Origin of the sequence: Halobacteriovorax vibrionivorans, from assembly GCF_003346865.1 — a bacterium.
Taxonomy (GTDB): domain Bacteria; phylum Bdellovibrionota; class Bacteriovoracia; order Bacteriovoracales; family Bacteriovoracaceae; genus Halobacteriovorax_A; species Halobacteriovorax_A vibrionivorans.
This window is the reverse complement of sequence record NZ_QDKL01000002.1, coordinates 270,992-293,467: the sequence shown is the minus strand read 5'-3', so window position 1 is coordinate 293,467 and position 22,476 is coordinate 270,992. Positions and strand designations below refer to the sequence as shown.

General features: G+C 36.8%; 26 protein-coding genes. 20 read left to right on the top strand and 6 right to left on the bottom strand.

Going from position 1 to position 22,476, the window contains the following annotated elements:
* Positions 1 to 2 precede the first annotated feature (2 nt).
* Positions 3 to 1,490, top strand: a complete 1,488-nt coding sequence (locus tag DAY19_RS07205) for a protein adenylyltransferase SelO (RefSeq protein ID WP_115360870.1) — start codon at positions 3 to 5, stop codon at positions 1,488 to 1,490.
* Positions 1,491 to 1,498: 8 nt separating this feature from the next.
* Here the strand turns inward: DAY19_RS07205 and DAY19_RS07200 are convergent, their stop codons facing one another.
* Entirely contained in the window at positions 1,499 to 1,939 is a 441-nt protein-coding gene (locus tag DAY19_RS07200) for a DUF4430 domain-containing protein (RefSeq protein ID WP_115360868.1), read from the bottom strand.
* Between the two features lie 80 nt (positions 1,940 to 2,019).
* Between DAY19_RS07200 and DAY19_RS07195 the strand changes: the two genes are divergently transcribed.
* From DAY19_RS07195 to DAY19_RS07175, 5 genes are all read left to right on the top strand, one after another.
* Positions 2,020 to 3,051, top strand: a complete 1,032-nt coding sequence (locus tag DAY19_RS07195) for a serine/threonine protein kinase (RefSeq protein WP_158536827.1) — start codon at positions 2,020 to 2,022, stop codon at positions 3,049 to 3,051.
* A 63-nt stretch (positions 3,052 to 3,114) separates the two neighbouring features.
* Positions 3,115 to 5,022: an acetate--CoA ligase gene (gene acs / locus DAY19_RS07190; protein ID WP_115360863.1), complete on the top strand. Its 1,908-nt coding sequence runs from the start codon at positions 3,115 to 3,117 to the stop codon at positions 5,020 to 5,022.
* Positions 5,023 to 5,090: 68 nt separating this feature from the next.
* Positions 5,091 to 7,676, top strand: coding sequence for a GAF domain-containing hybrid sensor histidine kinase/response regulator (locus DAY19_RS07185; RefSeq protein WP_115360861.1), 2,586 nt, complete (start codon positions 5,091 to 5,093; stop codon positions 7,674 to 7,676).
* Positions 7,676 to 8,062, top strand: coding sequence for a response regulator (locus DAY19_RS07180; RefSeq protein WP_115360859.1), 387 nt, complete (start codon positions 7,676 to 7,678; stop codon positions 8,060 to 8,062). The genes DAY19_RS07185 and DAY19_RS07180 overlap by 1 nt, the downstream gene beginning before the upstream one ends.
* Before the next feature lies 1 nt (position 8,063).
* Complete coding sequence (locus tag DAY19_RS07175) at positions 8,064 to 8,366, top strand: Hpt domain-containing protein (protein WP_115360857.1); 303 nt, start codon at positions 8,064 to 8,066, stop codon at positions 8,364 to 8,366.
* A gap of 2 nt (positions 8,367 to 8,368) precedes the next feature.
* Here the strand turns inward: DAY19_RS07175 and DAY19_RS07170 are convergent, their stop codons facing one another.
* Entirely contained in the window at positions 8,369 to 9,049 is a 681-nt protein-coding gene (locus tag DAY19_RS07170; RefSeq protein WP_115360855.1) for a response regulator transcription factor, read from the bottom strand.
* Positions 9,050 to 9,241: 192 nt separating this feature from the next.
* Here DAY19_RS07170 and DAY19_RS07165 point away from each other — a divergent pair, with 192 nt between their 5' ends.
* The 5 genes from DAY19_RS07165 to DAY19_RS15230 are packed head-to-tail and all read left to right on the top strand — an operon-like array spanning position 9,242 to position 11,146.
* Positions 9,242 to 9,703 (top strand): response regulator, encoded by a 462-nt coding sequence (locus DAY19_RS07165; protein WP_115360853.1) that lies wholly within the window; start codon positions 9,242 to 9,244, stop codon positions 9,701 to 9,703.
* 23 nt (positions 9,704 to 9,726) lie between these two features.
* The gene (locus DAY19_RS07160; protein ID WP_115360851.1) at positions 9,727 to 10,026 is read left to right on the top strand and encodes an Hpt domain-containing protein; all 300 of its coding nucleotides are present in this window, start codon (positions 9,727 to 9,729) and stop codon (positions 10,024 to 10,026) included.
* Between the two features lie 40 nt (positions 10,027 to 10,066).
* Entirely contained in the window at positions 10,067 to 10,627 is a 561-nt protein-coding gene (locus tag DAY19_RS07155; protein WP_120404483.1) for a hypothetical protein, read from the top strand.
* Complete coding sequence (locus DAY19_RS07150) at positions 10,617 to 10,934, top strand: hypothetical protein (protein ID WP_115360847.1); 318 nt, start codon at positions 10,617 to 10,619, stop codon at positions 10,932 to 10,934. Before DAY19_RS07155 ends, DAY19_RS07150 begins: the two co-directional genes overlap by 11 nt.
* 38 nt (positions 10,935 to 10,972) lie before the next feature.
* Positions 10,973 to 11,146: a hypothetical protein gene (locus DAY19_RS15230; RefSeq protein WP_158536826.1), complete on the top strand. Its 174-nt coding sequence runs from the start codon at positions 10,973 to 10,975 to the stop codon at positions 11,144 to 11,146.
* 40 nt (positions 11,147 to 11,186) lie between these two features.
* Here DAY19_RS15230 and DAY19_RS07145 read toward each other — a convergent pair whose 3' ends face one another.
* The 3 genes from DAY19_RS07145 to DAY19_RS07135 form a co-directional block, all read right to left on the bottom strand.
* Positions 11,187 to 12,338 carry a lipocalin family protein gene (locus tag DAY19_RS07145; protein ID WP_115360845.1) on the bottom strand — a complete coding sequence of 384 codons (1,152 nt, stop codon included), beginning with the start codon at positions 12,336 to 12,338 and terminating at the stop codon, positions 11,187 to 11,189.
* Between the two features lie 119 nt (positions 12,339 to 12,457).
* A complete protein-coding gene (locus DAY19_RS07140) occupies positions 12,458 to 13,051 on the bottom strand; it encodes an FKBP-type peptidyl-prolyl cis-trans isomerase (protein WP_233500249.1) in 594 nt (197 codons plus the stop codon).
* A 90-nt stretch (positions 13,052 to 13,141) separates the two neighbouring features.
* Entirely contained in the window at positions 13,142 to 13,900 is a 759-nt protein-coding gene (locus tag DAY19_RS07135) for a hypothetical protein (RefSeq protein WP_115360841.1), read from the bottom strand.
* Positions 13,901 to 13,971: 71 nt separating this feature from the next.
* Between DAY19_RS07135 and DAY19_RS07130 the strand changes: the two genes are divergently transcribed.
* A complete protein-coding gene (locus tag DAY19_RS07130) occupies positions 13,972 to 14,508 on the top strand; it encodes a DUF924 family protein (protein ID WP_115360839.1) in 537 nt (178 codons plus the stop codon).
* Here DAY19_RS07130 and DAY19_RS07125 read toward each other — a convergent pair.
* Positions 14,505 to 15,014 (bottom strand): helix-turn-helix transcriptional regulator, encoded by a 510-nt coding sequence (locus DAY19_RS07125; protein ID WP_115360837.1) that lies wholly within the window; start codon positions 15,012 to 15,014, stop codon positions 14,505 to 14,507. The genes DAY19_RS07130 and DAY19_RS07125 overlap by 4 nt on opposite strands.
* Before the next feature lie 128 nt (positions 15,015 to 15,142).
* Between DAY19_RS07125 and DAY19_RS07120 the strand changes: the two genes are divergently transcribed.
* From DAY19_RS07120 to DAY19_RS07085, 8 genes are read left to right on the top strand one after another with little or no spacing between them, the layout of a single operon-like run.
* The gene (locus tag DAY19_RS07120) at positions 15,143 to 16,198 is read left to right on the top strand and encodes a type III polyketide synthase (RefSeq protein ID WP_115360835.1); all 1,056 of its coding nucleotides are present in this window, start codon (positions 15,143 to 15,145) and stop codon (positions 16,196 to 16,198) included.
* A gap of 6 nt (positions 16,199 to 16,204) precedes the next feature.
* Complete coding sequence (locus DAY19_RS07115; protein ID WP_115360833.1) at positions 16,205 to 18,220, top strand: RND transporter family protein; 2,016 nt, start codon at positions 16,205 to 16,207, stop codon at positions 18,218 to 18,220.
* Positions 18,210 to 19,364 carry an NAD(P)/FAD-dependent oxidoreductase gene (locus DAY19_RS07110; protein ID WP_115360832.1) on the top strand — a complete coding sequence of 385 codons (1,155 nt, stop codon included), beginning with the start codon at positions 18,210 to 18,212 and terminating at the stop codon, positions 19,362 to 19,364. The genes DAY19_RS07115 and DAY19_RS07110 overlap by 11 nt, the downstream gene beginning before the upstream one ends.
* Positions 19,365 to 19,376: 12 nt before the next feature.
* The gene (locus DAY19_RS07105) at positions 19,377 to 19,937 is read left to right on the top strand and encodes a YceI family protein (RefSeq protein WP_115360829.1); all 561 of its coding nucleotides are present in this window, start codon (positions 19,377 to 19,379) and stop codon (positions 19,935 to 19,937) included.
* Positions 19,938 to 19,982: 45 nt separating this feature from the next.
* Entirely contained in the window at positions 19,983 to 20,324 is a 342-nt protein-coding gene (locus DAY19_RS07100; RefSeq protein ID WP_158536825.1) for an SUI1 family translation initiation factor, read from the top strand.
* Between the two features lie 33 nt (positions 20,325 to 20,357).
* Positions 20,358 to 20,690, top strand: coding sequence for a hypothetical protein (locus DAY19_RS07095; protein ID WP_133296909.1), 333 nt, complete (start codon positions 20,358 to 20,360; stop codon positions 20,688 to 20,690).
* Positions 20,691 to 20,737: 47 nt separating this feature from the next.
* Positions 20,738 to 21,961: a TolC family protein gene (locus DAY19_RS07090; protein WP_115360823.1), complete on the top strand. Its 1,224-nt coding sequence runs from the start codon at positions 20,738 to 20,740 to the stop codon at positions 21,959 to 21,961.
* Positions 21,958 to 22,470, top strand: a complete 513-nt coding sequence (locus DAY19_RS07085; RefSeq protein ID WP_115360821.1) for a hypothetical protein — start codon at positions 21,958 to 21,960, stop codon at positions 22,468 to 22,470. Before DAY19_RS07090 ends, DAY19_RS07085 begins: the two co-directional genes overlap by 4 nt.
* Positions 22,471 to 22,476: the final 6 nt, after the last annotated feature.

Sequence of the window (22,476 nt, the reverse complement as noted above, 5' to 3'; positions counted from 1 at the left end):
AAATGATTAAACTCGAAGAAATTTATCAGGGGCTACGAGAGTTTAAACAGCTAACAGGTCGCCCTCAACAAACTCCAGGTGCACACTTTTCTAAAGTTAGACCTGAGAAAGCACCTAATCCTAAATTACTTTGTTGGAGTAATGGCCTAGCTTCTGCCATGGGAATTAAAGATTCAGATAAAGAGCTTTGGATTAAACTTTTAAGTGGTAATCAAGATAATTATATTCCAACTCCGATTGCTGCTCGCTACGGTGGCCATCAGTTTGGACATTGGGCCGGACAGCTTGGTGATGGCAGGGCCATGAGTCTTGGTCAATTAAATGGGATGGAAATTCAACTGAAAGGAGCAGGTCTAACTCCTTATTCAAGGGGAGCAGACGGTAAGGCCGTTCTTCGCTCATCACTTAGAGAATATATTTGCTCTGAAGCAATGTTTCATTTAGGAGTTCCAACGACAAGGGCATTAAGCCTTGTTGAGACCGGAGAGGATGTCCTTAGGGATATGTTCTATGATGGAAATGCTGCTTACGAGAAAGGAGCTATTTGTACTAGAATTGCACCTAGTTTCTTGAGGTTTGGGAATTATCAAATACATGCGGCCAACCATGAACTCGAAGAATTAAAAGAACTTATCGATTATACGATAGAAAATTATTTTCCTGGCATGTCCATTAAGGAAATGTTTGGTGAGGTTGTGCGCCGAACTGCTTGTCTCATGAGTGAATGGATGCGTGTTGGCTTTGTTCATGGAGTGATGAATACTGACAACTTATCAATGCTAGGACTTACTATCGACTATGGGCCTTATGGTTGGCTTGATCGATTCGATCCTAATTGGACACCAAATACAACTGACTTCAGAGAAAAACGTTACCGATTTATTAATCAAGTCAATATTGCATATTGGAATCTTGCTCAATTAAAAGAGGCGCTTCAGACTGTTTGTCTTGATAACCTCGATGCACAACTGGATAGCTTTCCTGATAAGTTCCATCACTTCTATCAAGATATTCAAGCAAAGAAAGTTGGACTTAAAACCTGTGAGCGTCAATTTATAGATGAACTCTTTGATCTTCAATATGATCTTCAAGCAGATATGACCCTCTTTTATCGCAGCTTAATGGTTGTGATGGAGGGCAAAGAAGTTGACTGGCAAAGCATCTTCTATAAAGACTTAACGAATGATGATAGAAATCGTCTGGATATCTGGTTAAAGAAATGGCAAAGGGAGCAAAAGCTTCAAAGAGTAGATCCTATGATTGCCTATGGAGTTATGAACGAATCAAACCCTGTCTTTATTCCAAGAAATTATATCGTGCAACTTGTTCTTGATGACCTAGAAAAAGGTGATGAAACAAGTCTACGTAATTTAGAGCAGGCGATTTTGAATCCATATGAATTAAATGAGTTCACGAGACCTTTTTATAAAAAAGCTCCTGAGTGGTCGACTTCACGACCAGGATGCTCAACTCTAAGTTGTTCAAGCTAATTTAGGGCCTAGTTGCAAAATTGTGCAGGAGCTCGCTTCCAAGTCGGCTCACATTGTGTGATCCATTTTCCGCTATCATAGTGAGCGTATCCAAACCACCACATAACGTGATCGTTGTCTTTAAGCTCAACTTCGTTTGGATAAACCTCTGGACTTAGGCCATTTACTGAGTAACACCATCCATGAGCATTCATTTGAGTATCACTTAAGACCTCCATGGCATCAATTCCTGTTGGAGTATCAAAGATGGAATTCATTCCTCGTTGTGTACCCTTATGAGGGATTTGATAAGTATTTAGAAGCTTAATTGTTGCACTTCCAACTGTTGCACCATTATCTAGTTGCATTTGGGTTTCAAATAGAGCGGCTCTTTCACATGGGCCAACAAATTCAAAAGTTGCAGCAAGGTTAAAAGTTGAAATAAGTGCTAAAAGTGCAAATTTATACATAATCTCTCCTAAATATATGGCTTTGTAACATTCGATGTTTTCATTGCCATGGTGCCATGCGCAAGCGTATGATTTTTTACATGTCTAAATATGTTTGGGGTAGTGAAGAGACCCAATACTTCTTCAAATTAAATCCAGAGGCCATCTTGGATGCTATTGACGCTGTGGGCTTTAAAACCACTGGCCGTTGTTTACCTTTAAATAGTATCGAAAATCGTGTTTATGAAATTGAAGTTGATCGACCTGAAAGTGAGATCAACTCACCAAGTGATAATTTTATCGTGGCCAAATTCTATCGTCCTGGGCGTTGGACAAAGGAACAAATACGAGATGAACACGACTTTTTAAATGACCTTGTGGAAGCAGAAGTTCCTGTGATTCCACCATTAAATATCGATGGTGAAACTCTATTTGAAATGCCTGATCATAAGATTTTGTATTGCCTTTATGAAAAGAGAGGGGGAAGAAACCCTGAAGAAATGAATGAAGAGCAACTTGAAATAATGGGGCGCTCACTTGCTCGTATCCATAGTGTTGGTGCTCTTAAGGCGGCCGAACATCGAATAAAACTCACTCCTGAATCTTACGGAGAAGCTAATCTTAACTACTTAAAGTCTACGGACTATATTCCTGCAGATATCAGAGAAAGCTTCATTACAATTTGTGATCAGATCATTCGTGAATCAAAGCCTCTCTTTGAGAATATGAACTTTCAAAGAGTTCATGGTGACTTTCACAAAGGAAATATCATTTTAAGAGGTGATGATTCTTACTTTGTTGACTTTGATGATATGGTAATGGGCCCAGTCGTTCAGGATGTATGGCCGATTTGTCCAGGGGATGATCAACAATCCATTATCGATCGAAATATATTTTTAGATGCATATGATAGTATTCGCTCATTTCCTTATGAGCAGCTAAAATTAATTCCTTCTCTTCGTGCACTACGCCTCATTCACTTTAGTGCATGGATTGCGAAGCGATGGGACGATCCGTCATTTAAATATACTTTTGGCTACTTTGAGTCGCCTAATTATTGGTACGGCCAAATGAATGATTTAAGGGCCTTACTAAGTAAGATTATAGAAGTTAAGAATCCATACGTTTACTAGACGAATTCATATCTTTGCGAGAAAATTTAGTTCTAATCACTAAAATTTTATGAGGTAAAGAATATGGATATTCGTCTTAAAACTTTCGAAGAATATGAAGCCGCTTATGAGCAGGCAAAGAATAACCCGAGTGAATACTGGGGAAAGATCGCAGAGAATTTTCAATTTTCTAAAAAGTGGCAAGATGTTACGTTAGGTGATTTTACTGATGGGGAAATTCGTTGGTTTAATGGTGCCAAATTAAATATCACTGAAAATTGTCTCGATCGTCATCTTGAAACAAGAGGTGATAAGAAAGCACTGGTCTATGTTGCTAATGATCCTAGTGAGAAAAATCAAGAATTCACTTATAAAGAACTTCACGCTCAAGTTTGTAAAACGGCAAATATGTTAGAAGAGCTTGGTGTTAAAAAAGGTGACCGTGTTTGTATCTATATGTCTATGGTCCCAGAGCTGATGTTTACAGTTCTTGCTTGTGCCAGAATTGGTGCGATTCACTCTGTTGTTTTTGGTGGCTTCTCAGCTCAGGCCCTGGCCGGAAGAATTGTAGATGCAGAGTGTAGTGTGCTTGTCACAAATGATGGAGGACTTCGCGGAACTAAAGTCACTGAACTTAAGTCTATTGTCGATGAGGCCCTAAAAGAAAAAGACTGCTCTTGTGTTAAGAATGTAATTGTACATAAGCGTGCAAATAATAAAGTAACTATGCAAGATGGGCGTGATCTTTGGTGGCACGAACTCTTTGATAAAGCTTCCGATAAGCACACAGCTCCTCAACTAGATGCAGAAGATCCATTATTTATTCTCTATACTTCTGGTTCAACTGGAACGCCTAAGGGTGTTGTTCATACGCAAGCTGGTTATATGGTTTGGGCCGCTTATACTTTTGCCAATGTCTTTCAAGTAGACCCAGGAGAATCGAGTAAAGATATGTACTGGTGTACAGCAGATATTGGTTGGATCACTGGCCACACTTACATCACTTATGGGCCACTTTTAAATGGCGCCACAACAATGATGTTTGAAGGTGTACCAACTTATCCAGATGCGGGACGCTTTTGGGATATCGTTGAAAAGAATAAGGTAACACATTTTTATACTGCGCCAACTGCGGTTCGTGCTTTAATGGCGTGTGGAGACGATGTTCCTGCTAAATACGACCTTTCAACTTTAAAGGTTCTAGGCTCTGTTGGTGAACCTATTAATGCTGAAGCTTGGCATTGGTATAATGAGCATATTGGAAAGAAGAAATGTCCAATTGTAGATACTTGGTGGCAAACTGAAACAGGTGGGATTCTTATTTCTCCACTGGCAGGGCTGACAAAGACAAAGCCTTGTAAAGCAACACTTCCTCTTCCTGGAATTATTCCTGTTCTAGTTGATGATGATGGCCGTGAGATTGGTGAAACAATGGCCGAAGGAAAGCTATGTATTAAGCACCCATGGCCAGGAATGCTTAGAACTGTTTATAAGAATCATGAGCGTTTCATGAATGCCTATCTTAGAACTTATAAGGGTTATTATTTCTCTGGTGATGGTGCCAAACGCGATATCGAAGGTTATATGCGAATCACAGGACGCGTGGATGATGTTATCAATGTGTCTGGTCACCGTTTTGGAACGGCCGAGATTGAAAATGCTATCGGTAAGAATACGGCCATCGCTGAAAGTGCCGTTGTTGGTTACCCGCACGATGTAAAAGGTGAGGGGATCTATGCTTATGTTGTGACTGATTTAAAAGATGAGGCAGAAGTTACAAAGCATATCAACGACACAATTATAAAAGAAATTGGTGCCGTTGCTCGTCCTGATAAGATTCAAATCGTTTCAGGTCTTCCAAAAACTCGAAGTGGAAAGATTATGAGAAGAATTCTTAGAAAGATTGCTGCCCATGACTTTAATAATTTTGGTGATACGTCAACTCTTCTTGATCCATCAGTTGTGGAAGAAATAAAAGAAGGCGTAAAATAAAGAAGACTCGTGCACAGATCAAAAAAGGTGTTATAATTTTCTTAGAATTTTGATATTGAGAAAAAAAAATGAGTAAGACCAATTTAACTGAATTTAAAGAAAAGAGGGTTGACCTTTTTAACTCTCTAAAAATATTTAATGAGCCTATTATTGAGACATTTGACAGTATCCTGGAAACAGTAGCGATACTTGTCAAATGTCCAATTGGCTTTATCTCTATTGATAATACACGTGATCAAATTATCACGTCTTCGTTTGGCGTCAATTCAAAAAAACTAAAGGTTTCCGACTCTCTTTTTCTAAATACAGCAAAGGGATTTGATCCCCTTATTATTGAAGATATAGAAAACGATGAAAGGTTTTCAATGAAGGCACAAAGAATAGATAATGAAAATTATCGTTTTTATGCTGGCTTTCCCTTGATCGTTAAAGGTAAGTATGTCCTTGGAGCGTTATCTCTCTATGACAAAGAACCAAGAAAGCTTACTGAGAATGAAGTACGACTGGCTTCTAATTTAGTAAAAGGTATTTCTCAATATATTGAAATGAGTAGCGAATTAACTATCAGTAATAAGTTTTCAATTATGATGGAGGAAATCCAGAGTCTTAATGTTGGAGTTCGTGGAAATCCTTTTGATCATTTTCAAAAATTTTTAGAAAAAGGTACAGCTGTTCTTGATCTCGAATATGGAATTATTAGCCATATTCAAGATGGAATATATAAAGTTATTGAAGTAACCGGACCTGACGAGCAAATTACCGTTGGATTTGAAGCTGAAGTTGAAAACACATACTGTGCTGAGGTTCTATCTCGAAAAGAGACAGTTGTTTTCTCAAACGTTGATATGCATCCTAAGATGTGTTCTCATCCTGTTTATGTAAACATGAAGCTTGAATCCTATATCGGTGCACCAATTATCGTTAAGGGTAAAGTCTTTGGAACTTTAAACTATTCTTCAAGAATCATTAGAAAAAGTGGCTTTTCAAAAGAAGAGGTTAAGTTTGTCGAAATTCTTTCTCAGCTTATTGCTAAGAAAATAGAGACTTGGCAAGCTGTTGAAGAAAAACAGGAAGCTTTCGAAGAATTACAAAATAGTTTTAATAGGTTTCAAACACTCGCGGAACTTTTACCGGTAGGTGTATTTCTAACAAGTGCAGATGGTCTCGCCAAGTATCAAAATAAACGTTGGCTCGATTATGCAGGTATGAATAAAGAAGAAGCTCTCGGAGAAGGTTGGGTTCAGGCCATTGACTCTAACCAAAGAGAGGAGGTCGCTAAGAAATGGGCAGAAGCTGCTCTAAATGAAGAGGAATTTTACCTCAATATTGATTTTTGCAATGTGGAAACTGGCGAGGTGACTCGCACAAAAACTATTGCAACACCTCTTCGAAATCGCGGTGGAAGTACGGCCGGTCATATTGGCGTAAACTTGGATATGACTAAGCAGGTTGAATATGAAAGAAGCCTAAGAGAGGCAACTAAGGATGCTCAAGAGGCCTCAAAGGCAAAGTCCTTATTCCTTGCAAATATGAGTCATGAAATTCGAACTCCACTCAATTCCATCGTTGGTTATGCTGATCTTCTTGCTAATTCACCTCTTCCTGCTGAGTATATTCAATATGCAAGTACTCTTAGAAGCTCAAGTGAAGTCTTATTGAATCTTGTAAATGATATTTTAGATATTTCTAAAATTGAAGCTTCTGCTATTTCCATCGACGATAGAAATTTCAGTCTAGTGGAACTCTTAGAAGGAGTTATGGATATCTTTGCTTGGCCAGCTAAGGAGAAGGGGTTAGAGCTTTCCTATAATATTGAAGATGGAGTTGAAGAATATTTTATTGGAGACTCGACTCGTATTACTCAGGTGCTAATTAATTTAATAGGAAATGCTATTAAGTTCACACAAGAAGGAAGTGTACGAGTTGTAATTAAAGAAAACTCATCTGATCTTCCTGGTAATATTCATTTTTCAGTTACTGATAGTGGTATTGGAATACCAGATGAAGTTAGTGAGAGTATCTTTAATGCCTTTGATCAAGGTGAAAAGTCAACGACTCACCAACATGGTGGAACTGGGTTAGGACTTGCTATTACAAAAGAGTTAGTTGAACTGATGGGGGGAGCTATCCATGTTTCAAGTAAGGTTGGAATTGGAAGTCAATTTCAAATTACATTGAATTTGAAAAAGGGGAGCATAGGCCCGCAGCAGTCTAGTAAGCATAAAAAAGAAGATGAATTACCAACGAAGTTAGAGAAGACTAAGAAGCTTAAGATTCTTCTTGTTGATGATGCTATTAATAATCGAAATTTAATTAACGTCTACTTGAAAAATGAAAACTTTGACATTGTTGAAGCAGAAAATGGTCAGGAAGCCTTTTACTTATTTAAGTATGAAGCTGATTTTGATCTTATTTTTATGGACCTTCAAATGCCTGTTCTAGATGGATTTGAGGCGATTAAGAAGATAAGGCAACTAGAAGAAGATAAGAAAAGAGTAAGAACTCCAATTATTGCTCTCACTGCTTTTGCTCTTAAAGAGGATATGGATCGTTGCTTTGAAATTGGTTGTGATGAATATCTAACAAAGCCAGTGAAAAAGAACAGTGTTCTAGAAGCAATAGATAAAATATTAAATAAAAATGGAAAATTATAATGAAATTTAGTGGCAAAATGGTGCTTGTTGTTGATGATGATGAACGTTTTATTCGTTTAATGAAGCTATACCTTGAAGAGCTTGATTTAATTGTTGAGTCATGTGAAAGCTTAAAAGAGACTTATGAAGTTCTTGATACCTATTCTCCTGACTTAGTTCTTCTGGATTTAAATATGACGAATGAGTTCGGTGGAGAATTCTTAGTTTTAAGAAATGAAAATAAAAAACTGAAAAAGATCCCTGTTTGTATATGTTCGGCCAACCAAGACTATATGATTGCAAAAACTGTTATTGACCTAGGTGTTAACGATTATATTGTAAAACCAGTTGAAAAAGATTTATTATTAAAGAAAGTATCTAAAATTTTAAAGAGAAGCGAAGTGTAGTATGGAATTTAAGCAACCAAATATTGATGAAGATTTAAAAGAGATTATTCCGGCATTTATAGACAATACTCAAGTAGACTTTGAAAAATTTCAATTGGCCTATGGTGATAAGGATGTGGAGGCCATGAAGCATGTTTGTCATACTATTCTTGGAACAGCTATTTCTTATGGCTTTGAAGAACTTGATGAGATAGTTAGAAATATCAAGAATCTAGTTGATGAAGGTGAGCTTGATAAAATTCAAGAACAGAATGAAGTATTTAAAAAATACATTGAGTTCATCTCTACTAAATTAAAGTACTAAGACTAGTATTGGGCGAATGAGTACCCAAGGCCAAAGTGAGTCTTAATATGATACTTATTAGACTTTACCTTCTTTCGTAAATTACTAATATGATGATCGATGGTACGGTCAGTAACATTTTCTTTATCTGCCCATACTTCATTTAAGAGAGTTTCCCTCGATAGAACGATATTTGGTGACATGGCAAAATAGAGAATTAAACTATATTCAATTGTTGATAATTTAATTTCTTCAATACCGTCGTGTCCATCAAGAAAGAGCGTTCGATTAAGAACATTAAATGTTAGGTCTCCAATTGATAAGTCTTGTGAGTTATTTTGATTCTTTGAAACCTTTCTTCGAATTCTTGCAAATAGTTCAAGTGGCTCAAATGGTTTTTCAATATAATCATCAACTCCAAATTGAAAGGCCTTAAGCTTTGTGACAAGATCCTTATTTTGGCTAAGGATAAAGACAGGGATATTATTCTTATCAAAGATCTCACGCTTCTCCATAAAGAATGCAAGTCCATCTTCATCTTCCAGCTGGATATCAATTAGAGCAATATCAACTTTAACTTGCTCTAGGACCTTGTGAATATCTTTGGTGCCCTGATAACAGTGAAGCTTTTCATCACTATTTAAATAAACCTTAATGAGATTATGGATTCTAATATCGTCTTCAATCAGTAAGTAGTTCTTCATTCTTCTCTTCTTAGTAGTTATTGCTCATTCGAAGCAGCATAATTTTCCTAATCTCAAATTGAAAAACAGAAACAATACTGACTTAAGTTGCCGTAATTATTGAATTGTTATGGCTTCTCGAAATCTTGGCGATAACTGGCCCACAACTTCTTTATATTATGTCAAAAGAAATGAACTAAAGGAAGGATTTCTATGAAACTTGATGGAACATTTGATGTAAGGGCAAAGAAGCTGCAGGATCACAATAAGACAAAGATTAGGTCTTATCAAAAACGCGTCGTGATAGTTGATGATTGCCCAAAGATGACAAATTACTTAAAGCCAATTCTTGAGTCAGACTATCAGTTAGAAGTTATCACTTTTAATGATGAATACGAGGCAGTTGACTATATCACTGCCTATGATGTTGATCTGGTCATAATTGATATTAATCTTAATGATACTAATGGAATGAGTGTGAAGAGAGTCATTAAGTCATTAAGTAGTGCGGATATTTCATATATCTTTATATCTCAAGATGTGAATTACCGCTCGCTTGTTGAAAATAGTGGTGATGACTTTCCGGCATTTATTCAAAAACCTGTGGCCAGTGCAGTCTTAAAGAAGACGGTTTATAACCTTCTATATAGAGAATCTTATCAAAATATTGTTTAACTAATTTAAGAAGTGGAGAAAAAGTGAAGTTTGAAAGAGCAAAAACAGATTATGAACTTGTTGGATTACTTCCTGATTTCGTAAAGTATACAATTAGTGATTTTGAAAAATTGACCTTTGCTTACGGAGTGAATGACTACGTTAGCATGAGGCAGATATGTCACACGATCCTAGGCTCGGCCAGATCTTATGGTTTTACTCAGATGGATCAAATTGTGCATAAGATTAAGGATGCTGTTGTTGAAAGAGATAATCAGGGGATAAAGGTTTGGTATATTGTTTTTTCTAAGTATGTTGAATTTTTAAAGAAAGAATACTTATAAAAACTAACGATTTTACTTATATCTCATGTATAATGGAGCAATGAATAAGGCTTTTATCCATTTATTGTTTCTAGGCTTAACTATCTCTCTTATGAGTTGCTCTAAACCAAGTTCAAAAGAAACTATTGAAACAGTCATTCGTGAGACTTTCTTAGTTAATTTTGAAGAGACATTTAGTTACTATGATCCTGGCTTTGGTTCTCAGCAACAAATTGCGGACTATCGTGGCTTTGTAAAAGATGTCGTTACTTGGGAAAAGAATATTAAGAAGACAAAGAAAGAGGTACTGGAGTCAATTCAAGGACTTCTCTCATTCAAGGTTGTGGAAGTTAATGAAGAGGGAAGAAGTGCTACAGTTAAGGCCATAGTCATGGTTCCTGACTTTGATAATAAATTTGATATGCAAATTGCTTTATTAAGCCTTACAAGGCCACCTCTTATTTCGAAAAGAGCTCAGGCCAATGCTACAATTTTGAAGAATATCAAAGAGGGTGCATATACTCTTGAGCCAGTTGAGCTTACTTTCACTTTACGCAAGAAAGATAAGTGGAGAGTTTCAGGTGTATCAAATGTAAGAGGACTGTGGCGTTTTGAAAATTAGATCACTCTATCTTCTATTATCGCTTTTCTTATTTGGGGCCATTTGTCACAATTCAGCAGGCCTACATAAAGACCATTCTAATTTCACTAAGACTAATAGTTCAATTTCCCTAGATCTATCTGTTGAGGAAGCTGAGTTAAGTGAAGAAGAGGTCGATTTTGATCATCCTCAATTTATTAGTAACTATAACCTTCAATTAGTATTCATAGACATATTTATTGTTAATGAGTTTTCACAAACACACTTCCTTCAAAGACATCTTGGAGGTCACTCCGGATTAAGCCCACCATACCATTCATTTTCATAAAGAGTTTAAATTAGTCATTTTAAAATTATGGAGAATGTATGGAAAATACAACAGATGTTAATACTGTAGAAGTAAAGAACTTTGAATATGAAGGAAGAACAAGTAACTATAAGAGTAGTAATGAAGAGGGAAGTGATTTAGGTCTCTATCTAATCCTTATTCTCTTTGTAGCAGTCTTCTTTGCTGTGATTTTATTTCAAATGTATTCTTAAATAGAAAAAGGGGGCAATCGCCCCCTTATTTCTTGCTAGCTTATTTAAAAATTAGAATAGCATCTTCATCATTTGAGTCTTGATCTCTATTTGGATCCATGATGAGGTCATCATCTTGGTCTGTTTGATCTTGATTATCATTTGAATCTGATGGATCAGTTGGTTCTGTCGGCTCTGTAGGCTCAGTAGGTTCTGTTGGCTCATCCATCTCATAAACAGGAGTTCTGTTGATGTATTCTGGTCTAAAACCATTATCTACTGCAATTTGAACTAATTCTTCATACTTTGCTTCATCAATTTCTCTCTCTCTAGTTAAGATAAAGAGAGTATTTCTTGCAGCGTCTCCAACAATTGCTTCTGTATAGTCTTCATCAAGGTGAATAATTTGATAGTCACCAGCACCTACTCCAAAGTATCCAAGAAGTGGAACAAAGCTTACCTTAAGTTTCGCATTTGAAATTTTATCTGCAACCTTAGCATATGCCTTATCAACTTTTTCTTCACCATTAGCAAGTTGACATGAGTTCTTAACACGTACTCTGTTATGCTTTAGCTTATACTCTGCTTTCGTTCCTTTGCATCTTAGATTAAAAAATGCGTCGTATGCACCTTGCTGATACCAAGTACCAAGGTATTGCTTCAGGTCAACATATTCAACTGTTTGAAAGTTGTTTAGTGGTAGCTCTTCTGAAGGAACAAGAACTTCATTAATTTCATGAACGATAATATTTCTTTCATGACCTTTGATAGTCGATAGACGAATAGCTGCATTATTTAAAATGAACTCTTCACTATCTTGATCAACAAGAATAACCCTTCCATTAAAAGTCTTTACTTGCTTGTCTTCACGAAGATCTTTTTTCTCAAGACGTCCATAACCAACATGATAAAGAAGTACTTTTCTAAGCTCAAGTGGGTTTGCAAGTAGATACTCCACTGTTTCTGGCGGTAGCTTTGCAAATGCCTGATCATTTGGTGCAAAGATCGTTAGATCTTCATCAGCATCAACGAGATCATCTAGTCCAGCTAACTTTGCTGCACTTAAGAAGTTTCTAAAGTTTCTCGAGTGTGCCATTGCACTAATTGTTTGTGTTGATGATAATTTTGTTTCTCCGCTTTTTCTTACTTGCTCAGCTGTGGCCGAGTTAAATAGAAACGGTAGTACCGTTAAAAGTAGTACGAGTTTTTTCATTGAATCCTCCCATAAGTTAATGAAAGGAAATGTAGCTTTTTATTAATACTTTTGATGTTTAAGATTGGTTAAGAAAGGTTAGTAAAAGTTAAGGGGCCGATGCTGGCCCCTTATTTACTCTATACGTTTGCTTTAATTAGTTGAACTTTAAAGACTAAAGTTGAGTGTGGAGGAATTTTCGCTCCTGCACCGTGCTCACCGTAAGCAAGTTCAGATGGAATTGTTAATTCCCAAGAATCACCTTCTTTCATTAGTTGAAGCGCTTCTGTCCAACCTTTGATTACGCCACCAACTGGAAATTGGATTGTTTGTCCTCTTTGGATTGATGAATCAAAAATCGTTCCATCAATTAACTTACCTTCATAGTGAACTTCAACTGTTGAGTCAGCACTTGGAGTTGCACCGCTTCCGCTTTCTAGAACTTTGTATTGAAGACCTGATGCCGTTGTTGTTACACCTTCTTCACTCTTATTCTTTTCAAGGTAAGCACGACCTTCTTCCGCTAGCTTATTTGCAGCTTCAGCAAGTTGTCTTGCCATATGCTCTTGAAATTCATTCATTGTTTTTTGTGTTTCTTCTGCTGAAAGTTGGCTTTCTTCACCTTTCATTGCTGACGTAACAGCATTTGCGAAGATTTCAGAATTGATTTCTATTCCTTGAGCAACAAAATCAGATCCAATTTGACGACCGATAATGTAACTTACTTTTTCCATATGAGTTTCCATAAACACCCTTTGTTTGTTTAATTGACAGTATTGAAAAGGCACCATAGCACTTAATGGAGGATGTGTCGAAAATTTGAGCTATTGTCGCATTGTTCCGTTTGCGGCACCACCAGGATACCAACAAATCGGCCGCTCGATATTTAGAATTCCATGGATCATTGTGTCAAAACGGCATTGTGAATCTGGGTAATAGGATGCATCGGTATTAAGCTCAGTTGCAACTTCATTAGAGAAGTGATCGAAGTAGACTTCATCTCCTGTAGTCTTAAAAAATGCCTGATCGGCTTCCATGGCCGTTAATAATCTAAGGCATGTATTTGAGTTGTGCATAATCTGATTTGAGCAAATTGATTCATACGTTGGATTACTATTGATCTCACGTAACTCATTTAAATACTTAAAAACTATTGGTAAACACACCTTTGTGGCAAAGTAGTCAGATTGTCCCTCTGTTGTACTACCTGAGCTCTTAAAGGGTTCTCCTCCAATACCGTGTCCGATTTCATGACAGCCTGTAAGGGCAAGGCCATCTGGAGTCATGCCTGAAAGACGAGCAAAACCACCCATTAAGTAAATGCGATGCTCTATTTGATTCTGATCATTTTCAACTTTTACATATGAAGCGTGAACCATGTCGATATCCCACCAATAGGTGTCAGCATTGGGGATACCTGGGATTGGTAAGTTAATTTTTAAAACTTCATTTTGAGAAGGGGCCAATTCGCTATATGCTTGATAGAGGGCCTCTTTTACTTGTAGAAATTCATCTCTTGTCACACTTGCAAAAGATGAGCTTGCTAAAAAGACTAGGGCCACTAAGAGAATGAAATTTTTCATATATGCTATGTACTAAGATCTAAGAATTAGAGCAAGTGAGATGGTAAAAAAGTAGAGTATTAGGAGGAGTGATGTATCACGAAGTACTTGATTTTTGGTTCGATGAATTAAGTGATGAACAAAAATGGGTCAAAGATCCTAAAGTTGATCATGAAATAGAGAAGCGCTTTGGTCGTCTTCACACTATGGCCGCTAAAGGTGAGCTCTTTGAGTGGCGCCATGAGCACTTAGGGCGTCTTGCTGAAATCATTCTCTTAGATCAATTTTCTCGTAATATTTACCGCGACGATCCTCGCTCGTTTGCCAGTGATGACATGGCCTTAGTATTGGCCCAGGAGGCGGTGGCCCAGAAGACTCATGAAGGCTTCACGCAAAGAAAGAAACACTTTCTCTATATGCCCTTTATGCACAGTGAATCCTTAGTGGTTCAAAAAGAAGGACTGAAGTATTTTGAGGAACTAGGAAGTGAGCAGGCCCTTAATTATATGCATCAGCATATGGCCATTATCGAACGCTTTGGTCGCTACCCACATCGAAATAAGGTCTTAGGTCGACGCTCAACAGATGAAGAAAAGAAGTTTTTAAAAACACCTGGCTCAAGTTTTTAACGTATAACCAAAATATCTTCAAGGAAGAATGCCGATAGTTCACTTCGTCCACTGAGATTCGACTTTTGATAGATTTTTGTACAATGTTGCTTGATTGTTTTTTCTGCTGTGGAGCGAATATCTGCGATTTCTTTGATACTTAAGCCTTTTAACAAAAGTAGAGCGATATCCTTTTCTGACTTGGTCAGATTCCAGTCATCCAATTGTTCATTGATTTTGTCAGAAATTCCTTCTGAGAGATTCTTTGTTTGTTCTTTAAAGTTTTGTAAGTCAGTTTTCAACTTTGATACGTTTGCACTTATCCTAATATTCTCTTTCTTAATAAATAATAACTTAAACCACAAATATGCAGCTCCGATGAAGCCAATGATCATGATGATGGCCTCTTCAAAGACATGTTCAAAACTTGCCCCTTCATGGAGGTCCTCGTAAATGTCAAAGATAAGAAAAATTGAAATGGTTAGGAAAAGAAGCCCTGTTATAAGGCGTTCACGTTTATTTAACATTGGATTAGGACCTTGGTCTTATATATTTGTAACATCTTGTTTTTACATATTTTATTTGGAAATAGGACGTAAGTCCAGTTACAAAAATTTACTTTTGGAGCGAATCTATATGCACGAAGGAGGAACAAATGACTCGTATTGTTCATATGGAAACGCTTAGACCAGACTACACTTATTCAACACAGGAAATTATGGAGACTGCTGATCGTATGTGGTTGAAAGATGTAGATAAGTTAACAAGAAGAAAGGCCCTAAAGATTCTTGAGGGTGCAAATATTGACCAAAGAAGTATTGTGGTGGATTTAGAGACAGTTTTCTCAGACTTAAGCTTTGAAGAGAAGAATAATATCTACAAAGAGAAAATGATTGAGTATGGAAAAAGGCTTCTTAAGCAAACATTTGAAAATAGTGATGTGGATCCATCGCAAGTGGATTATATCATAACAACAAGTTGCACTGGTTTTATGATTCCATCAGTGGATGCCTACTTGGTAAATGAGTTTGGAATGAAGCCGGGGGTGGTTAGGCTACCTGTTACTGAAATGGGTTGTGCAGGTGGAACTTCGGCCCTTATTTATGCAGATAACTTTTTAAAATCAAATCCTGATAAAACGGCCCTTGTCTTAACAATGGAGATACCAAGTATCACATTTCAAAAGGATGATCTTGATGGGGCCAACCTTGTTTCAACGGCAATTTTCTCAGACGGCTTTGCTTGTGCTGTCTTAAAAGGTGGGGAAGGAAAGGGCGCCCATATCATTGATAGTGATATGTACCACTTTAGTCACGGTGAGTATCTCATGGGCTTTGAGCTTGTTAACTCAGGTTTAAAGATTGTGCTTGATAAGGATGTACCTTCCGCAATTGAAGGAAATTTTGAAGATATATTCCTACCTTTTTTAAAACGCAATGGACTTGAGATTGAAGATATTGAAAATTATATGTTTCACCCAGGAGGAAAGAAGATTATTCAAATGGTGGAAAATTATATTTCAGACTACCAAAAGGATATCTCTGAGTCTCGTTGGGTCTTAGAAAATCATGGCAATATGTCCAGTGCTACTATTATGCATATTCTTCATAAGGTAACGAGTGAGCGCACAATTAAAGAAGGTGAACGTGGTTATATGCTCGCCTTTGGCCCTGGATTTATGGCCCAGAGTATTTTGCTCGAGTGGAGGTAGCCCACCTTGAACTTCAATCGCGCCGCCCTCATTCTCATCTTTCTTGCAGCCTTTGGTGCCATGTTCTCTTACACAAGAGAGCTGGCCCAGAAGAATCCAGAATCTATCTTTCTAACTGATGAAGGAATGGAAAAGTTTGAAAAATTCCAAGAGGATTTTCCAGAAGTCGAGTCATTAGTGATCTACTCTCATGGTATGCCTACCGTGAATACCTACGAAGATCTTGAGGTATTTGGAAAGAAGCTAGAGGAGGCATGTGATGATGAATGTTACTTTCTCTATCCACATGAATTAGTTAGGAAACGCCAGGACTACTTAGACAGATTAAAGGAAAGAGACTTCAAAAGTCTTGAGTTAACATCTTCAGAAAGTGTCGGCTTTATCGTCTTTAATAAAGGGGAGAAGGGGCAGTTAAAAAATATTGTTAGGGAAGTGGAGAAACAAGTTCGCTTTCATTGTGCAGGTCATGACTATACAAATTACCAATTGGATAAGTCTTCTGAGGTCGTGCAAGAAAAGATCTTTCCATTTCTCTTTGCCTTCTCTTTATTTCTACTCTTTGTCTTTATTAGAAATATCGTAGATTCGATTCTCTTATTCTTTCCATGTGTCCTCTCTTCTATACTCTCTCTTAGTGTCATTAAGTATTTCTTTCATCATATGAATATGGTGAATTCAATAGTGCCCTTGATGACTTTTGTGATTACTTTATCTCTTGGACAACATCTTTATTTTACTGCAAGAGATATGGGATCCCTAAAGCTTGCCTTAAAAGTAAAATTAAAGCCAATTGTCTTAATGCTTATCACAACCTTTATAGGCTTCTTGTCTTTATATATTAGTGAGATTTTTGTCATTAGAAGCTTTGGTCTACTCAGTAGCTTTCTCATTCTTATCTCATCGATCTTAGCAATTATATGGCTAATATCTGTTGAAGGGCTCCTTCACTACCGTAGAGATCGAGAATATAAGTTAAGACTCTATCCTAAAAAGAGCCTTTCTTTTTTTGGGATTATTTCTCTTGTTGTAATTGCTCTCCTGGCAGGGATTTGGGGAGGAAATAATGTGAAGGTTATCACTGATGCCACAAAGTACTTTCCTAAAGAAAGTGATATACATGCAAGTTTTGAAGAAGTAACGAAGCTTGCAGGTGGAGTGCCCATCGTTGAAATTGGTATTAACACAAAGGACTATGAGTCTTTAAAACATATTCTTAAATTAGAAAATGAGTTGAAAGAAGTAACAGGTCTTAAGGTCTTTTCACGAAATCAGATGATTCAAAGAATTAATAAAGACTATAGTGGAAGCCTCTCAATACCTGAAAATCGTTTTGCCTATACTACGCTGTATTCAAAAGCACCAGAGGCCTTAAGGGAAGCCTATTCTATTGATGGCGAATATAAGATCACTTTACTCGGTGCTCCTCTAAATGTTGATAAGTATGAAAGTCTTATAAAAAAAGTGCATCAGATTCTAAAAGGGCAGAATTACACAATTGATGGCCTTTATTATAATTTAATGATTTCTCAAAAAGAGATGGTTCATACGCTATCAAAAAGCTTTCTTATTAGTCTTATCATTATGGCATTGATAGCAGTGATAACACTTAAGGAGCTTAAGTTATTTATTATTTTTATTCTCGTTAATACACTACCTTTAGGGCTCTCTCTTGGTTTTTTAAACCTTAGTGATATGTCACTTAATATTGCTACTGTTATGACTTATAGTGTAGGTCTTGGAATTGTGGTGGATAGCACATTCCATATTCTTCATTATCTAGGTAGTCATAAGTTTTCCATGGAAGAATACCTCGAGACAATTGTTAAACCCGTCTTAACAAGTTCAATTACATTGATTGTCGCATTCCTCTTATTTGGCGCCTACGATTTTCTACCAATAAAGGAATTTGGGCTCAATCTTTCATTTATTTTACTTTGTGGGATGATATTTGATCTCTTTGTTCTACCAACTCTTTACTTAGGACGATCTGATTTTAACACTGGGGGAAGTCATGATTTATGATGCAATTGTTATTGGAGCCGGCCCAGCTGGGTGCATCTTTTCACACCTTATGGCAAAACAAGGAAATAAGATTTTAATTTTGGAAAGACAATCAGAAATAAAGAGGAAGGTTTGTGGAGAATATCTTTGTCCTGAAGGAGTTAAATCCCTTAGAGAATTAGATTTAAATCATGTCTTATCTGGCTTTAAACATCTAAATGGAATGATTATCCATTCTCCGAAAGGAGCGGTTGTCGATTCAAATTTTCCAGCTAGTCATGGCCGTTCTAATTATGGAGTCAGTGTTAATCGTGAAGTCTTTGATAACCGTCTCCTCTCTCAAGCAATGGAGAGTGGGGCACAAGTAAAAATGGGAACAACAGTTGTCGAGATTAAATTTAATAGTTCTTTCTGGCAGATTAAAACTTTTGATGGAGGAGAGTTTTATTGCCGTCTCTTAATTGGTGCTGATGGCAGAAATTCATTTGTTGCTAAAAGTCTTAATCTAAAGCTTGAAAACGAAAAGAAGAATATTGCTCTACATGCTTGGCTTCCTTGTAAAAGAAAACTTCCTCGAAAAGGACAAATGTTTATTTTTGATGAAGGTTGCTATATTGGTGTTGATCCAATCAATGACAAAGAAGTTAATATCTCTCTTGTGTGTCAGGCAAAGCATATAAAGAAATACGGCTCGGCAAATGATACGTTTGAATTCTATCTTAATAAAATAAAAGATCAAATAGGAGTCTCTATCACAAAAGAGATAAAGGTTCATACCAGTTTTCCTATCGAGCACTCTGTAAGCGATATCATAAAAACAAATGTCGCCTTAATAGGTGATGCCGCTGGATTCGTTGATCCTATTACAGGTGAAGGGATCTTTAATGCCATCAAGACTGCCCATATGTTAGTGCAGTCTTTAGAGGATTACCCATCTCTTGTGAGTTTTGAGCAGGGCCTTCTGAATTATAAACAAAAAAAAGAACTCTACTTTAAAGAAAAGACAAGACTTAATAAGGGATTTCAATGGCTCATTCGTTCTAAGCTCCTTGTTGAGATCGTTGCGGCCTTTATTAATTTAAGTCAGAAAAAAAGAGATGCTTTCATCGGCATTATTGGAAATATCTACACACCATTTCGTGGTGTAATGAAAATGATTTTTTAAATCGAGGTTTATATGAAGAATATACTTATTGGATTCATGACAATTCTATTTTTTCAGTCTCTTTATGCAAAGGAGCTGAGCTTAAATTATAACGATTATGACAGTGCACATAGTGGAGATAAGAAAATCATCTTTCATATGGAGTCCACTAAGGCGGGGCTTATTACAACCAGTTTTGATGGTGTCGTTAAAGAAGGAAGTATTGTATATAAAGAGGAAAAAGGGCAATATCGAGATGTTGTTATTAGGATAAAGGCAATGAGCTTGGATACTGATAACGATGCAAGAAATGAAAAAATGTATGAGGAGACATTAACTGTTAAGAAGTATCCTGAAATCATTGTTTCTCTAAAAGGTCCTATCAAGTTTAATCAAGAAAATATTGCTATCATTAAAATTAGAGGGCAAGAGTATCCAATTAAAATCTTTATGAGGGAAAGTCATAATGAAAAACAAACCTTGATTTCAGGGCATTCAAATGTATCAATTAAGGCGTTAAAGATACCAGATCCATCAATTTGGATTGCCTCTGTCAGAGATCTCGTTGAGATAAAATTCACATTTGTCCTTTAATTTGTTAACATGCATTGCAATACAAAAGTTTGAAAAGGATAAATCTTGAAAGATGCAAAATTAGTATGGTCTGACGAGGCCGGTGATTTACGCCAAAAAAATTCAAAGAAGAACTCAAATAAAAATGCCAACGAAGAAGTTAACGAATCTGAACTTGTTCTAAGTATTAGACGACTTACCTCAGGTAAGGGCCGTGCTATTGTGGAGATCTCAAGCCTTCCAAATAATAAGAAATGGTGCCAAAAACTAGCAAAAGAATGCAAGAAGTCCCTAGGTGTAGGCGGTGCTTATAAGAATGATTATATCGAAGTTCATGGTGAAAAACTTGAAGAAGTGAAGGCGCTACTCGATAAAAAGAATTTGAAGTGGAAGCAGACTGGAGGCTAGACTATCAAATATTTGCGTGCTAATATTTTTATCATGTTAAGAATTCTTCTTTCTCTATTCACAATTGCCATGATTTTTGTGAGCTTCTCTCACGAGGCCCACGAAGTTATGACTGAACTACAAGTTAAAGTAGAGAAAATTAATTCCTCACACGATATTACTCCTGCTAATCACTGCGATGGCCATGATAGTAACCCAGACCACTGTCATATTCATTGTACAGGACTCCATTTCGTGGCCGATATACACCAAGTACACCAGTTAGATGTGCCAGTTAAAATTGAATCTCAATTATTAACTTCTGGAGATAATTTCTTTAAGTCTCCATTCCTAGATCCCACAATAAAACCACCTTCTTATTCTTAACTAAATTTAACACGACTTTTATCAAAGAATATTAGAAGGATAGTTGCATGAAATGCTTATACACTTGCGTCTTAACGCTTGTACTCTCACAAGTAGTGTTTGCTACAAAGAGTACTTGTCAGATTAAAGACGCCAATGAGTTCTTAAGGCTCATTAAAGAAAACCATCAAGTCAATCTCTTGGCCGAATCAACAAGAGAGTCTCTAGCAGGAGAAATTGAATCTGCTAATGCTGTTTATAATCCAGAATTTGAATCTGAGATTGTTTCTGGTGGCAGTGGTGAATTAAACTCCATGATTAAGGTTACTCAAACATTTGAGCTTGGTGGAAAGCGTGGGGCCCGTGAAAGTCTTGCGAAAAATCAAATGGTACTGGGTGAATTAGAAATAAAGAATAACAAAGAGAATGTTATTTTAGAAAATGTTTTGAGTCTTTACCGCTTAAGACAAATTAATGAATTGATACCGATTTATAAAGAAGCTTATGAGTCTCTACAGAGTCTTTTAAAGAAGAAGGGCCGTATCAAGAAATCTCTCTCTCCTTCACAGGAGGTTGAATATGAAACTCTTTCACTTGCCATTGATGATTACTACCTAAAGCTTTCTGAATTAACTGCTAAGAGAGCAACGCTTTTAACTCATTTGAAATTAAATGCAGGAGGAGGTTGTAGTGTTAGGCTAACTTCTTTACCAAGAGAATTTCGTTTTAAGAATATTTCCATGCACGAGCTTAACTTAGAAGAAAGTACTGAGTATCAAAAGAATAAGGCAAAGCTTTTGGCCGCAAGGTCTAGTTATGATCTGGCAAAGTCTAATGCCTATAGTGATTTAAAAATCGGGCCGATGTATGAGTTTGCAAAGGCCGATAACCAAAAGGATCATGCTTTTGGATTAAGTCTGACTTTCGATATACCTGTTTTAAATACCAATGATGGGTCAAAAGCGAAAGGTCTGGCCCAAGTTAAGAGGGCCGAATTTAATATGCGCTATCAAGAAATTGACTTAAAGATGGACTTAAATAATTGGCTGGCCAAGTACAAGAGGTATAAGTCTGTTTATCAGCGTATGGTTTCAAGAAGTTCACTTGAGAAGAAACATAAGCGTATTGAAACTCTCTTTCAACGAGGAGTCATTTCTACTGGCCTTGTTATTGAGGCTCATAGGCAACTCGTTGATTTCACTAATCGTCGTAACGATTATGAACTTGGAGCCGTTGAAGCTTTATGGAATATCTATCTGTTACGCGGATCAATTTTAAAGGAAAGAATATGAAATATATTAAGTTAATAGTCTTAGTCTTCTCTCTAAGCATTTTTGCTAGTGGAGACGATCACCACGATAATCACCACGAGGACCACCATGAAGAACACAATGGTGAACACAAAGGTGAGCATGGAGAACATCATGACGATCATGACGATCATGACGATCATGACGATCATCATGGACACGGAAATGAAAAATCAGGAAAAAATAAGGCCATCACAGAAATTGACGAGCACTTGGGCTTAAAGCTTTCACCTCAAGCAACAGCACGCTTAAAGATTAAAACCATTCCTTTTTCTTATAATTTAAGTGATCTAAATAAGTCATCATATGTGATCATCGGAAAAGAGCGCGCTCTTTATCGTAAAAGAAATGGTTTTTATAAGCTTATTGATGAGCATGATTTTTCCACTGCATTTAAACCCTCAGATGAAATTGTCATTGAAGGAATAGAGCTACTTAGAATAAGCGATATCTTCTCAACTGATAAGTCTGAATATGGCCACGCACATTAGGATTGG